Source organism: Methylobacterium soli (genome assembly GCF_008806385.1).
Taxonomy (GTDB): Bacteria; Pseudomonadota; Alphaproteobacteria; order Rhizobiales; family Beijerinckiaceae; genus Methylobacterium; species Methylobacterium soli.
The window spans coordinates 1-12,306 of sequence record NZ_VZZK01000052.1; the positions used below are offsets into that span (position 1 = coordinate 1).

24 protein-coding genes are annotated in these 12,306 nt (G+C 66.4%); 23 read left to right on the forward strand and 1 reads right to left on the reverse strand.

Translation table 11 applies throughout. From position 1 onward, the window contains the following. Positions 1-151 precede the first annotated feature (151 nt). The 22 genes from rpsJ to secY all read left to right on the forward strand — a co-directional run bounded on the left by rpsJ (position 152) and on the right by secY (position 11,473). Positions 152-460: a 30S ribosomal protein S10 gene (gene rpsJ, locus F6X53_RS28645; protein WP_066927377.1), complete on the forward strand. Its 309-nt coding sequence runs from the start codon at positions 152-154 to the stop codon at positions 458-460. Between the two features lie 49 nt (positions 461-509). Next, positions 510-1,235, forward strand: a complete 726-nt coding sequence (gene rplC / locus F6X53_RS28650) for a 50S ribosomal protein L3 (RefSeq protein ID WP_151004782.1) — start codon at positions 510-512, stop codon at positions 1,233-1,235. Next, complete coding sequence (gene rplD, locus F6X53_RS28655) at positions 1,235-1,855, forward strand: 50S ribosomal protein L4 (RefSeq protein WP_151004784.1); 621 nt, start codon at positions 1,235-1,237, stop codon at positions 1,853-1,855. Before rplC ends, rplD begins: the two co-directional genes overlap by 1 nt. Then, positions 1,852-2,148 carry a 50S ribosomal protein L23 gene (locus tag F6X53_RS28660; RefSeq protein WP_151004786.1) on the forward strand — a complete coding sequence of 99 codons (297 nt, stop codon included), beginning with the start codon at positions 1,852-1,854 and terminating at the stop codon, positions 2,146-2,148. The genes rplD and F6X53_RS28660 overlap by 4 nt, the downstream gene beginning before the upstream one ends. Positions 2,149-2,175: 27 nt before the next feature. Continuing rightward, complete coding sequence (rplB, locus tag F6X53_RS28665) at positions 2,176-3,012, forward strand: 50S ribosomal protein L2 (RefSeq protein ID WP_151004788.1); 837 nt, start codon at positions 2,176-2,178, stop codon at positions 3,010-3,012. Between the two features lie 5 nt (positions 3,013-3,017). Next, positions 3,018-3,296 (forward strand): 30S ribosomal protein S19, encoded by a 279-nt coding sequence (rpsS, locus tag F6X53_RS28670; RefSeq protein WP_150965287.1) that lies wholly within the window; start codon positions 3,018-3,020, stop codon positions 3,294-3,296. Positions 3,297-3,298: 2 nt separating this feature from the next. Then, a complete protein-coding gene (rplV, locus tag F6X53_RS28675) occupies positions 3,299-3,685 on the forward strand; it encodes a 50S ribosomal protein L22 (protein WP_109895568.1) in 387 nt (128 codons plus the stop codon). 10 nt (positions 3,686-3,695) lie between these two features. Further along, positions 3,696-4,436, forward strand: a complete 741-nt coding sequence (gene rpsC, locus F6X53_RS28680; RefSeq protein ID WP_151004790.1) for a 30S ribosomal protein S3 — start codon at positions 3,696-3,698, stop codon at positions 4,434-4,436. Positions 4,437-4,480: 44 nt separating this feature from the next. Next, a complete protein-coding gene (gene rplP, locus F6X53_RS28685; protein WP_151004792.1) occupies positions 4,481-4,894 on the forward strand; it encodes a 50S ribosomal protein L16 in 414 nt (137 codons plus the stop codon). Positions 4,895-4,905: 11 nt separating this feature from the next. Then, positions 4,906-5,121 (forward strand): 50S ribosomal protein L29, encoded by a 216-nt coding sequence (gene rpmC / locus F6X53_RS28690; RefSeq protein ID WP_151004794.1) that lies wholly within the window; start codon positions 4,906-4,908, stop codon positions 5,119-5,121. Between the two features lie 10 nt (positions 5,122-5,131). Next, positions 5,132-5,386 (forward strand): 30S ribosomal protein S17, encoded by a 255-nt coding sequence (gene rpsQ / locus F6X53_RS28695; RefSeq protein WP_151004796.1) that lies wholly within the window; start codon positions 5,132-5,134, stop codon positions 5,384-5,386. A 247-nt stretch (positions 5,387-5,633) separates the two neighbouring features. Beyond that, on the forward strand, positions 5,634-6,002 hold the full coding sequence (gene rplN / locus F6X53_RS28700; protein WP_109895558.1) for a 50S ribosomal protein L14: 369 nt from the start codon (positions 5,634-5,636) through the stop codon (positions 6,000-6,002). Beyond that, positions 6,002-6,319 (forward strand): 50S ribosomal protein L24, encoded by a 318-nt coding sequence (gene rplX / locus F6X53_RS28705; protein WP_151004798.1) that lies wholly within the window; start codon positions 6,002-6,004, stop codon positions 6,317-6,319. Before rplN ends, rplX begins: the two co-directional genes overlap by 1 nt. Next, complete coding sequence (rplE, locus tag F6X53_RS28710) at positions 6,312-6,878, forward strand: 50S ribosomal protein L5 (protein WP_151004799.1); 567 nt, start codon at positions 6,312-6,314, stop codon at positions 6,876-6,878. Before rplX ends, rplE begins: the two co-directional genes overlap by 8 nt. Before the next feature lie 38 nt (positions 6,879-6,916). After that, positions 6,917-7,222 (forward strand): 30S ribosomal protein S14, encoded by a 306-nt coding sequence (gene rpsN / locus F6X53_RS28715; protein ID WP_151004801.1) that lies wholly within the window; start codon positions 6,917-6,919, stop codon positions 7,220-7,222. A 13-nt stretch (positions 7,223-7,235) separates the two neighbouring features. Beyond that, positions 7,236-7,631 (forward strand): 30S ribosomal protein S8, encoded by a 396-nt coding sequence (rpsH, locus tag F6X53_RS28720; protein ID WP_151004803.1) that lies wholly within the window; start codon positions 7,236-7,238, stop codon positions 7,629-7,631. 23 nt (positions 7,632-7,654) lie between these two features. After that, positions 7,655-8,188, forward strand: coding sequence for a 50S ribosomal protein L6 (gene rplF, locus F6X53_RS28725; RefSeq protein WP_151004804.1), 534 nt, complete (start codon positions 7,655-7,657; stop codon positions 8,186-8,188). Positions 8,189-8,200: 12 nt separating this feature from the next. Continuing rightward, positions 8,201-8,563, forward strand: a complete 363-nt coding sequence (rplR, locus tag F6X53_RS28730; RefSeq protein ID WP_151004806.1) for a 50S ribosomal protein L18 — start codon at positions 8,201-8,203, stop codon at positions 8,561-8,563. A gap of 126 nt (positions 8,564-8,689) precedes the next feature. Beyond that, positions 8,690-9,277, forward strand: coding sequence for a 30S ribosomal protein S5 (rpsE, locus tag F6X53_RS28735; RefSeq protein ID WP_151004808.1), 588 nt, complete (start codon positions 8,690-8,692; stop codon positions 9,275-9,277). A gap of 11 nt (positions 9,278-9,288) precedes the next feature. After that, complete coding sequence (rpmD, locus tag F6X53_RS28740) at positions 9,289-9,480, forward strand: 50S ribosomal protein L30 (RefSeq protein WP_150965299.1); 192 nt, start codon at positions 9,289-9,291, stop codon at positions 9,478-9,480. A gap of 10 nt (positions 9,481-9,490) precedes the next feature. Continuing rightward, positions 9,491-9,991, forward strand: coding sequence for a 50S ribosomal protein L15 (gene rplO, locus F6X53_RS28745; protein WP_151004810.1), 501 nt, complete (start codon positions 9,491-9,493; stop codon positions 9,989-9,991). A 135-nt stretch (positions 9,992-10,126) separates the two neighbouring features. Then, entirely contained in the window at positions 10,127-11,473 is a 1,347-nt protein-coding gene (gene secY / locus F6X53_RS28750; protein ID WP_151004812.1) for a preprotein translocase subunit SecY, read from the forward strand. Here secY and F6X53_RS28755 read toward each other — a convergent pair. Beyond that, positions 11,470-11,661, reverse strand: a complete 192-nt coding sequence (locus F6X53_RS28755) for a hypothetical protein (RefSeq protein ID WP_151004813.1) — start codon at positions 11,659-11,661, stop codon at positions 11,470-11,472. The genes secY and F6X53_RS28755 overlap by 4 nt on opposite strands. Between F6X53_RS28755 and F6X53_RS28760 the strand changes: the two genes are divergently transcribed. After that, positions 11,660-12,271 carry an adenylate kinase gene (locus tag F6X53_RS28760; RefSeq protein WP_151004815.1) on the forward strand — a complete coding sequence of 204 codons (612 nt, stop codon included), beginning with the start codon at positions 11,660-11,662 and terminating at the stop codon, positions 12,269-12,271. The genes F6X53_RS28755 and F6X53_RS28760 overlap by 2 nt on opposite strands. Positions 12,272-12,306 lie beyond the last annotated feature (35 nt).

A 12,306-nucleotide genomic window follows, 5' to 3' on the forward strand; every position in this document is an offset into this window, starting at 1 on the left:
CGCTTCGCCATCCGCGAGGGCGGACGCACCGTCGGCGCAGGCGTCGTCGCCGCCATCAACGAGTAAAGACGCGCTCACTCGCCATCGAGAGGGACGTTAGAGGGGCGGGCCCTCGCGCCCGCCCTTCACTTTCCGCCCAAGGTTTCAGGTCATGAACGGTCAGAATATCCGCATCCGCCTCAAGGCGTTCGATCACCGCATCCTCGATGCGTCGACCCGCGAGATCGTCTCCACCGCGAAGCGCACCGGTGCTCAGATCCGTGGCCCGATCCCGCTTCCGACCCATATCGAGCGCTTCACCGTCAACCGTTCGCCCCACATCGACAAGAAGTCGCGCGAGCAGTTCGAGATGCGCACGCACAAGCGTGTCCTCGATATCGTCGATCCGACCCCCCAGACCGTGGACGCGCTGATGAAGCTCGACCTCGCCGCTGGCGTGGATGTGGAGATCAAGCTCTAAGCCCGCCGGGCCTAGAGCTTACCGTTTCATCGCGCGAGGGGAGACACCTATGCGCTCAGGCGTCATTGCACAGAAGGTCGGCATGACCCGCATCTTCACGGATGCGGGGGAGCATGTTCCCGTCACCGTGCTCAAGATCGATCAATGCCAGGTGGTTGCCCACCGCACCGTCGAGAAGAACGGCTATGTCGCGCTGCAGGTCGGCGTCGGCAAGGCCAAGGTCAAGAACGTTTCCGCTGCCGAGCGCGGCCGCTTCGCGGTGGCCAAGGTCGAGCCGAAGCGCAAGCTCGCCGAGTTCCGCGTGTCCGAGGACTCGCTGATCCCGGTCGGCGCCGAGATCACCGCGGACCACTTCATCCCGGGCCAGTTCGTCGACGTGACGGGCACCACCACGGGTAAGGGCTTCGCCGGCGGCATCAAGCGCTGGAACTTCGGCGGCCTGCGCGCCACGCACGGCGTGTCGATCTCGCACCGCTCGATCGGCTCGACCGGCGGCCGCCAGGATCCGGGCAAGACCTTCAAGAACAAGAAGATGCCGGGTCACCTCGGCGTCGAGCGGGTCACCACCCAGAACCTGCGTGTCGTGCGCACCGATCCGGAGCGCGGCCTCATTCTCGTCGAGGGTGCGGTCCCGGGCGTTGCCGGCGGCTGGATCCAGATCCGTGATGCGGTGAAGCGCAAGCTTCCCGCCGATGTTCCGCTGCCGGGCAAGTTCCGTGAGAACGGCGCTGCTGCCCCGGCCCCCGAGGCCGCGGCTTCCGAGGAGAACGCGTGATGAAGCTCGATATCACCACGCTCGATGGGGCGGGCGCCGGTTCGGTGGAGCTCGACGAGGCCATCTTCGGTCTCGAGCCGCGCCCCGACCTGCTGCAGCGCATGGTCCGCTGGCAGCTCGCCAAGCGCCGCGCCGGCACGCATGCGGTGCAGAACCGCTCGGACGTGAACCGGACGCGCAAGAAGCTCTACAAGCAGAAGGGAACCGGCAACGCCCGTCACGGCGCCGCCTCCGCTCCCCAGTTCCGCGGCGGCGGCCGGGCCTTCGGTCCGGTGGTGCGCGATCACAGCCACGACCTCCCCAAGAAGGTCCGGGCCCTGGCGCTCAAGCACGCCCTCTCGGCCAAGCTGAAATCCTCGACCCTGATCGTCGTCGACGACGTCAAGCTCGCGGACGGCAAGACCAAGGCGCTCGCCGAGCGTTTCGGCAAGCTCGGCCTCTCGAGCGCCCTCATCATCGGCGGTGCCGAGGTTGACGTGAACTTCGGTCGCGCCGCCCGCAACCTGCCGCAGATCGACGTCCTGCCGGTGCAGGGCATCAACGTCTACGACATCCTGCGTCGCGAGAAGCTCGTTCTCACCCGCGCAGCCGTCGATGCGCTGGAGGCGCGTTTCAAATGAGTGCCGATCCGCGCCACTATGACGTGATCGTCTCTCCGGTGATCACCGAGAAGGCGACGAACCTGACCGAGCAGAACAAGGTCGTGTTCCGCGTCGCCCCGAAGGCGACGAAGCCGCAGATCAAGGAAGCGGTCGAGAAGCTGTTCGACGTCAAGGTGACCAGCGTGAACACGCTCGTCACCAAGGGTAAGAAGAAGATCTTCCGCGGGATGCGCGGACAGCGTTCGGACGTGAAGAAAGCGATCGTGACCCTCGCTGAAGGCGACACGATCGACGTCACGACCGGGCTCTGAGTGAAGACCGGGTAAGGATACAAGCCGATGGCCTTGAAGACATTCAAACCGGTCACGCCGAGCCTGCGCCAGCTCGTCCTCGTTGACCGCCGTGAGCTCTACAAGGGCAAGCCGGTGAAGGCGCTGACCGAGGGCAAGTCGTCCTCGGGCGGCCGCAACAATCTCGGCCGCATCACGGTCCGCTTCCGTGGCGGTGGTCACAAGCGCACCTTGCGGAACGTCGATTTCAAGCGGCGCGACCAGCTCGGGCAGACCGCGACCGTGGAGCGGATCGAGTACGATCCCAACCGCACCGCGTTCATCGCGCTGATCAACTACCCGGACGGCAAGCAGAGCTACATCCTGGCTCCGCAGCGCCTGCAGCCGGGCGACAAGGTGGTGGCTGCCGAGCAGGTCGACATCAAGCCGGGCAATGCCGGCCCGATCGGCAACATGCCGGTCGGCACCATCGTCCACAATGTCGAGCTGAAGATCGGCAAGGGCGGGGCGATCGCGCGGTCCGCCGGCAACTACGCCCAGATCGTCGGCCGCGACCAGGGCTACGTGACGCTGCGCCTGAACTCGGGCGAGCAGCGCCTCGTGCACGGCCAGTGCTTCGCGAGCGTGGGCGCGGTCTCCAACCCCGACCACATGAACATCTCGCTCGGCAAGGCCGGCCGCAATCGCTGGCTCGGCAAGCGCCCGCACAACCGGGGCGTCGCGATGAACCCGGTCGACCATCCGCACGGCGGTGGCGAGGGACGCACTTCGGGCGGCCGTAATCCGGTCACCCCCTGGGGCGTGCCCACGAAGGGGAAGAAGACCCGGTCCAACAAGCGGACCGACACCTTCATCCTGTCCAGCCGCCACAACCGCAAGAAGTAAGCATCATGGCACGCTCCCTCTGGAAGGGGCCGTTCGTCGACGGCTACCTCCTCAAGAAGGCTGATACCGCGCGCGGATCCAGCCGCAACGAAGTCATCAAGATCTGGAGCCGTCGCTCCACGATCCTGCCGCAGTTCGTCGGGCTCACCTTCGGTGTGCACAACGGGCAGAAGCACATCCCGGTCTACGTTTCCGAGGAAATGGTCGGTCACAAGTTCGGCGAGTTCTCGCCGACCCGCACCTTCCACGGCCACGCGGCCGACAAGAAGGCGAAGAGGCGCTGATCATGGGCAAGCCCGCAACCCCCCGCGCGCTCCCCGAGAACGAGGCCAAGGCGGTGGCGCGCATGCTGCGCGTCAGCCCCCAGAAGCTCAATCTCGTCGCGCAGCTCATTCGCGGCAAGAAGGTCGAGTCGGCGCTGGCCGATCTTGAATTCTCCCGCAAGCGCATCGCCCGCGAGGTCAAGAAGTGCCTCGAGAGCGCGATCGCGAACGCTGAGAACAACCACGACCTGGACGTCGACGATCTCGTCGTCTCCCAGGCCTTCGTCGGCAAGGCGCTCGTGCTGAAGCGTTTCCACGCCCGTGCGCGTGGCCGCGGCGCCCGCATCCTGAAGCCCTTCTCGAACCTCACCATCGTGGTTCGCGAAGTCCCGTCCGCCGAAGCGGCGTGAGGAGGATCTAATGGGCCAGAAAGTCAATCCGATCGGTCTGCGGCTCGGTATCAACCGGACCTGGGACTCCCGCTGGTTCGCCGGCAAGGGCGAGTACGCCAAGCTGATGCACGAGGACGTCGCGATCCGCGCCGCGCTCATGAAGCAGCTCAAGCAGGCGGCCGTCTCGAAGATCGTCATCGAGCGTCCGCACCGGAAGTGCCGCGTCACCATCCACTCGGGTCGCCCGGGCGTGGTGATCGGCAAGAAGGGTGCGGATATCGAGAAGCTGCGCAAGCTCGTCGGCACGATGACCAAGGCCGACGTGACGATCAACATCGTCGAGGTGCGCAAGCCCGAGATCGACGCGACGCTCGTCGCCGACTCGATCGCCCAGCAGCTCGAGCGCCGCGTCGCCTTCCGTCGCGCCATGAAGCGCGCCGTTCAGTCGGCGATGCGTCTGGGTGCCGAGGGCATCCGGATCAACTGTTCGGGCCGCCTCGGCGGCGCCGAGATCGCGCGCCAGGAATGGTACCGCGAGGGTCGCGTCCCGCTGCACACGCTGCGCGCGGACGTCGATTACGGCACCGCGACGGCCTTCACGACCTACGGGACGTGCGGCATCAAGGTGTGGGTGTTCAAGGGCGAGATCCTCGAGCACGACCCGATGGCGCAGGACAAGAAGGCGCAGGAAGAGGGTGGCCGTTCCGGCGGCCGTCGTGAGCGCGACGGCGAGGGTGGGCGCGAGCGCGGCCGCCGCGATCACGCCTGACGTGCAACGCGGACCCGAGCCAAGGAAGGTGTTGAGAGGCTGCCATGCTGCAACCCAAGAAAACCAAGTTCCGTAAGCAGTTCAAAGGCCGCATCCACGGTGCGGCCAAAGGCGGCTTCGAGCTGAACTTCGGCCAGTACGGCCTGAAGGCAGTGGAGCCCGAGCGGATCACCGCGCGGCAGATCGAGGCGGCCCGCCGCGCGATCACCCGCGAGATGAAGCGCCAGGGCCGCGTCTGGATCCGCGTGTTCCCGGACGTGCCGGTCTCGGCCAAGCCCACGGAGGTCCGCATGGGCTCCGGTAAGGGTGCGCCGGATTACTGGGCCGCCCGCGTCCATCCCGGGCGCATCATGTTCGAGGTCGACGGCGTCGCCGAGGATATCGCCCGCGAGGCCCTGCGCCTCGGCGCCGCGAAGCTTCCCGTGCGCACCCGCGTCGTCGCCCGCATCGCAGACTGAGGAGGGAGATCATGAAGTCGTCCCAGAGACTGTCTGATCTGAAGGCCCTGTCCGCGGATCAGCTGAACGACGAGCTGGTGAACCTGAAGAAGGAGCAGTTCAACCTGCGCTTCCAGGGTGCCACCGGCCAGCTCGAGAACGTCGCCCGCGTCCGCGAGGTCCGTCGCGACATAGCCCGCGTCCGCACGCTGCAGCGTCACAAGACGCTTCAGCCGACGCAGGCCTGAGGAGTCAATCATGCCGAAGCGCGTATTGCAGGGCGTCGTCGTCAGCGACAAGGGCGAGAAGACGATCGTCGTGAAGGTGGAGCGTCGCTTCACCCACCCGGTGATGAAGAAGACCGTCCGCCGCTCGAAGAACTACCATGCCCATGACGAGGCGAATGCCGCCAAGGTCGGGCAGACGGTGTTCATCGAGGAGTGCCGTCCCATGTCCAAGACCAAGACCTGGAAGCTCGTCGAGAGCGCAACCGAGGCTGCGGCGAGCGCCTGAGGCGCCCGCCGCCCGACCGAGACCCTTGCGCGAATCGCCGGCGCGTTGTATGCGACCGGCCTTCGCGAAAGTTCAGCGGGGGCGCTCGTCGTCCTCCTTCGACTGCGGTGACCGCGCCGGCGCTGTGAAGTGCCGATAGCGCGGTCTGTTACATGAGCCGGGGACATCAGATCCCCATCAGGCGTCGTCCGCCGGGCAATACCGTCCGCGTGCGGAAACCCGCCTGAAACAAGGAAAGGTCACTCCCGTGATCCAGATGCAGACGAATCTGGACGTCGCCGATAACTCTGGTGCGCGTCGCGTGATGTGCATCAAGGTGCTTGGCGGGTCGAAGCGCAAATATGCCGGCGTCGGCGACATCATCGTCGTCTCCGTCAAGGAAGCCATCCCGCGCGGCCGCGTGAAGAAGGGCGACGTCATGAAGGCGGTCGTCGTGCGCACCGCCAAGGACGTGAAGCGTCCCGATGGCTCGGTGATCCGCTTCGACAAGAACGCGGCCGTCCTGATCAACAATCAGAAGGAGCCGATCGGCACCCGTATCTTCGGGCCCGTGCCGCGCGAACTGCGCGCCCGGAACCACATGAAGATCATCTCACTCGCTCCCGAGGTGCTGTGATGGCTGCGAAGATCAAGAAGGGCGACACCGTCGTCGTTCTCACCGGTCGCGACGCGGGTCGCTCCGGCGAGGTCATCCAGGTGCTGCCCAAGGACGACAAGGCCCTCGTGCGCGGCATCAACCTGGTCAAGCGTCACCAGAAGCAGACGCAGAACCAGGAAGGCGGCATCATCTCCAAGGAAGCCGCCATTCACCTGTCCAACATCGCGGTCGCCGATCCCAAGGACGGCAAGGCCACGCGCGTTGGTTTCCGCATTCTCGAGGACGGCCGCAAGGTTCGGTTCGCCAAGCGCTCGGGGGATCTGATCGATGGCTGAGGCAAAGACGGACGGCTACACGCCGCGGCTCCGCAAGCACTACGACGAGGTGGTGCGGCAGAAGCTGATCGAAGAGTTCGGCTACAAGAACCCCATGCAGGTTCCGCAGATCGAGAAGATCGTCATCAACATGGGCGTCGGCGAGTCCACCGCGGATTCGAAGAAGGCCTCGGTTGCTGCCGGCGACCTCGCTCTGATCGCCGGCCAGAAGCCCGTGATCACCCGGGCCCGCAAGGCCATCGCGACCTTCAAGGTCCGCGAGGGCATGCCGATCGGCTGCAAGGTGACGCTGCGCAAGCAGCGCATGTACGAGTTCATGGACCGCCTGATCACCATCGCGCTGCCGCGCGTGCGCGATTTCCGCGGCCTGAACCCGAAGTCGTTCGACGGGCGCGGCAACTACGCCCTCGGCCTCAAGGAGCACCTCGTGTTCCCGGAGATCTCGTACGACAAGGCCGAGCAGATGTGGGGCATGGACATCGTGGTCGCCACCACCGCGACGACCGATGCCGAGGCCCGCGCGCTGCTCCAGCATTTCCAATTCCCGTTCCGGCAGTAAGAGCTCGCTCTTAGACGCGGACACTGGAGAGAGAAGACATGGCTAAGAAAAGCTCAGTCGAGAAGAACAATCACCGGAAGGATCTGGTGAAGCGGTTCGCCGAGAAGCGCAAGGCGCTGCTCGCGGTCGCGAACAACGAGTCCCTCGAGATGGAGGAGCGCTTCGAGGCGCGCCTCAAGCTCGCGGAGCTTCCCCGCAATTCGTCGGCGACCCGCATCCGCAACCGCTGCGAGATCACCGGCCGCCCGCGCGCCTATTATCGCAAGATGGGCATCTCGCGCGTCGCGTTGCGTGAGCTCGGCAACCGGGGCCTGATCCCCGGCCTCGTCAAGTCGAGCTGGTAAGGAGGCAATCACCATGGTCAACGATCCCGTGGGTGATATGCTCACCCGCATCCGCAACGGTCAGCAGCGCCGCCGCAACGTCGTCCAGACGCCCGGTTCGCGCCTGCGCGCCAGCGTTCTCGACGTCCTCAAGTCCGAGGGCTACATCCGCGATTACGCGACGACCGATCACGGCAATGGCCGGACCGAGTTCGCGATCGAGCTGAAATACTACGACGGCAAGCCCGTCATCCGCTCGATCCAGCGCGTGTCGAAGCCCGGTCGCCGCGTCTACTCGTCGGTCGGCGAGCTGCCGCGCGTCGCCGACGGTCTCGGCATCACCATCGTGTCCACCCCGCAGGGCGTCATGGCCGACCACGAGGCGCGCGAGCGCAACGTCGGCGGCGAAGTGCTCTGCAAGGTGTTCTAACCCGTACGAGAGGAGGAGAGCTCATGTCTCGCGTAGGCAAGAAGCCCGTCGTCGTCCCGTCCGGCGTGACCGCCACGGTGACCGGTCAGACGGTTAAGATGAAGGGTTCGAAGGGCGAGCTTCAGTTCGTCGTGCCGAACCTGGTCTCGGTCGCGCTGGAGGATGGCGCGGTCTCGGTCCAGCCGAAGGACCAATCCAAGCAGGCGCGGTCCCTCTGGGGCACGTCCCGCGCGCAGGTCGCGAATCTCGTCGAGGGTGTCTCGAAGGGATTCGAGAAGAAGCTCGAGATCACAGGCGTCGGTTATCGCGCGGCGATGGCCGGCAAGGCCCTCAAGCTGTCGCTCGGCTACAGCCACGACATCGAGTACGAGATCCCGGCCGGCATCACGATCGTGACGCCGAAGCCGACGGAGATCGTGGTCACGGGCATCGACCGTCAGCGCGTCGGTCAGGTCGCCGCCGAGATCCGCGACTACCGCGGCCCCGAGCCCTACAAGGGCAAGGGCGTGAAGTATGCGGGCGAGTTCATCTTCCGCAAGGAAGGCAAGAAGAAGTAAGGACTGGCCGACATGTCACGCAAATTCGATGCACTCGACCGCCGCAAGGCGCGTGTGCGCCGCGCGCTGCGGGCGGCGGCCAATGGCCGTCCCCGGCTCTCGGTGTTCCGTTCCTCCAAGCAGATCTACGTCCAGGTCATCGACGATGCCCAGGGCCGCACGCTGGCTTCGGCCTCGTCGCTGGACAAGGATCTCAAGGCAGGCCTCAAGACCGGTTCCGATGTGGCGGCAGCCGCCGCCGTGGGCAAGCTCGTCGCCGAGCGCGCCAAGGCGGCCGGCGTCTCCCAGGTGATCTTCGATCGTTCGGGCTACCTCTATCACGGGCGCGTCAAGGCGCTCGCCGATGCCGCCCGCGAGGGTGGCCTCGACTTCTGAGGCGCCGCCCGCGAGGGTAGGCACACGGTCTAATCGGCGGTGAAGGGGCGGTGCGCCGCCCCTGACACGGACACACATCAAGCGAGCGGGCCCGCCGCCCGCGTCAGTGAGACGGATTGGGTACACATGGCACGTGAACGGGAAGGCGGGGGCCGCGGCCGCCGCGATGAGCGCGAGGAGCGCGACAGCGAGTTCGTGGACAAGCTCGTCCACATCAACCGCGTCGCCAAGGTGGTGAAGGGCGGCCGTCGCTTCGGCTTCGCGGCGCTCGTCGTCGTGGGCGACCAGAAGGGCCGCGTCGGCTTCGGCCATGGCAAGGCCCGTGAGGTGCCGGAGGCGATCCGCAAGGCGACGGAAGCGGCCAAGCGCGGCCTCGTCCGGATCTCGCTCCGCGAGGGTCGGACGCTGCATCACGACGTCCAGGGCCGTCACGGCGCCGGCAAGGTCATCCTGCGCGCCGCGCCCCAGGGCACCGGCATCATCGCGGGCGGCCCGATGCGCGCCGTCTTCGAGACCCTTGGCATGCAGGATGTTGTCGCGAAGTCGTTGGGGTCGTCGAACCCCTACAACCTCGTGCGCGCCACCTTCGAGGCCCTCAAGAACGAGGACAGCCCGCGCTCGGTCGCGGCGCGCCGCGGCCTCAAGGTCTCGAGCCTGCAGAGCCGCCGTCGCGACGTCGATCCGACGGATTCGTCCGAAGCCGCGGTCGCGTAAGGGAGGGTTGAATGGCTACCAAGACTCTCCGCGTCGAGCAGATCGGCTCGCCGATCCGCCGCGAGGCTTCCCAGCGCGCGACGCTGATCGGCCTCAAGCTCAACAAGCTGCACCGGGTTTCCGAGCTGGAGGATACACCCTCCGTGCGCGGGATGATCCGCAAGGTGCAGCACCTCGTGCGCGTCCTCGACGGCGCGGCTTGAGGAGGCCAGCATGAAACTCAACGAACTCCACGACAATGTCGGCGCGACCAAGAACCGGATGCGCGTCGGCCGGGGCATCGGCTCCGGCAAGGGCAAGACCGGTGGCCGCGGCGTGAAGGGTCAGAAGGCTCGCACCGGCGTCGCCATCAAGGGCTTCGAGGGCGGTCAGATGCCGCTGCATCGTCGCCTGCCGAAGCGCGGCTTCAACAACATCCACGCGGCCGACCTGAACGAGGTGAATCTCGGCCGGGTGCAGGCGGCGGTTGAGGCCGGAAAGCTCGACAAGGGCGCCACCGTGACGGTGGACAGCCTCGTCTCGGCCGGCATCATCGCGCGTCCGCGGGACGGCGTGAAGCTGCTCGGCGTCGGCGACTTCAGCACGAAGCTCACCTTCGAGGTGACCCGTGCGTCGAAGTCGGCCATCGAGGCCGTCGAGAAGGCCGGTGGAACCGTGAACGTCGCCTTCGCGTCCGGCGTGTCGACCCGCGGCAAGGCCGAAGCGACCGCGTAACGCGGTTGCGCCGGGTTCTCGCAGCCCTTAAGTCGAAGCGCTGAGCGGCGGCCCGTGCGACCTCGCGCGTGGCCGCCGCTTCGTTTTTCACGGGTGCCCTCAAGCCCCGCACAAACCGTCTCAGGAATACAGGCCATGGCCTCAGCCGCCGAGCAGCTTGCCGCCAACCTCAATTTCGGGGCAATCGCGAAGGCCGATGAGCTGAAGAAGCGCATCTGGTTCACGCTCGGTGCCCTCGTGGTGTTCCGGCTCGGCACCTACATCCCGATCCCGGGCATCGACCCGGAGCAGTTCGCCCGGAACTTCCAGCAGCAGGCCGGCGGCGTGCTCGGATTGTTCAACATGTTCTCGGGTGGGGCGGTGGAGCGCATGGCGATCTTCGCGCTCAACATCATGCCCTACATCTCGGCCTCAATCATCATTCAGCTCCTGACCTCGGTGATCCCGAGCCTCGAGACGCTGAAGAAGGAGGGCGAGTCCGGCCGCAAGGTCATCAACCAGTACACGCGCTACCTCACCGTCCTCCTCGCCCTGGTGCAATCCTGGGGCATCGCGGTCGGTCTCCAGAGCTCGAGCGCGGCGATCGATCCGGGCCCGTTCTTCCTCCTCTCCACCGTCATCACGCTGACGGGCGGAACCCTGTTCCTGATGTGGATCGGTGAGCAGATCACCTCTCGGGGCATCGGCAACGGCTCCTCGCTGATCATCTTCGCCGGCATCGTCGCCCACCTGCCGACCGCGATCATCGGCGCGCTGGAACTCGGCCGCACGGGCGCCCTGTCCTCCGCCGTCATCCTGGGCGTCGGCGTCGCGGCGATCGGCCTCGTCTACTTCATCGTCTTCATGGAGCGGGCCCAGCGCCGGCTCCTGATCAACTACCCGAAGCGCCAGGTCGGCAACCGCATGTACGAGGGACAGACCTCGTTCCTGCCGCTGAAGCTGAACACCTCCGGGGTGATCCCGCCGATCTTCGCGTCCTCGCTCCTGCTGCTGCCCGCGACCGTCGCGAGCTTCTCGGCGAACCAGGGCGGAACCGGGATCCTTGCGACCATCACGACCTATCTCGGCCATGGTCGGCCGCTCTACATGTTGCTCTATGCCGCGCTGATCATCTTCTTCGCCTTCTTCTACACGGCGGTGGTATTCAATCCGCAGGAGACGGCGGACAACCTGAAGAAGCATGGCGGCTTCATCCCGGGCATCCGTCCCGGCGAGCGCACGGCGTCCTTCATCGACAAGGTGCTGACCCGCATCACCCTGATCGGCGCTCTGTACCTCACCTTCGTCTGCTTGGTGCCGGAGATCCTGGCCTCCTATGCCAGCGCCAGTCTCGGCTTCGGCGGCACCTCGCTCCTCATCGTCGTGTCGGTGACGATGGATACGGTGGCCCAGATCCACGGGCACCTGATGGCGCATCAGTACGAGGGCCTGGTCAAGAAGGCGAAGCTCCGCGGCGCATCGACGACGCAGCGCCGCCGCTAGACTTCGTGCCCGCGGGCGCGCTCGGCGCGCCCGCGAACAAATTCGGCGCGCTGGAACGCGTTGGCCTTTTCTCCGGCTCGCCCGGACGCGCAAATCCGGTAGAACGACGTTTCGTGGGCGATGCCGGGGAGGCTTCGCCGGACGCCCTGAAAGCCCGAAAGCGGGCAATGGACGAGGATCGACGTCATGCGGATCATACTGCTCGGACCACCCGGCGCGGGGAAGGGGACGCAGTCCGAGCGGATCGTCGGCCGGTTCGGGATCCCGCAATTGTCGACGGGCGACATGTTGCGCGCCGCGGTCGCGGCCGGCACGCCGGTCGGCCGCGAGGCGAAGTCGATCATGGAGAGCGGTGGTCTGGTCCCCGATGCCGTCGTGGTCGGGATTGTCGCGGACCGCATCGATGAGCCGGATGCCAGGCGCGGTTTCATCCTCGACGGCTTCCCGCGCACGGTCGAGCAGGCGGTCGCCCTCGACCGGATGCTCGATGGGAAGGGCCTGTCCCTCTCGACGGTCATCGAGTTCAAGGTCGACGAGGACGCGCTGGTCGGCCGCATCGCCAAGCGCGCCGAGGAGACCGCCGCCCGTGGGCAGCCGGTGCGCAAGGACGACACGCCCGAGGTGTTCAAGACGCGCCTCGAAGCCTATCGGCAGCAGACCGCGCCCCTCTCCGCCTATTACGCCAAGGCCGGAATGCTGCGCACCATCGACGGCATGAAGCCGATCGACACGGTGACCGACGAGGTCATGACCCTTCTCGAGGCCCATGCCGATAAGGCTCCCTCCGGCGCGGCCTGAGAGTTGACAAAGGGGTCGGCCCGCGCTAGCAGGCC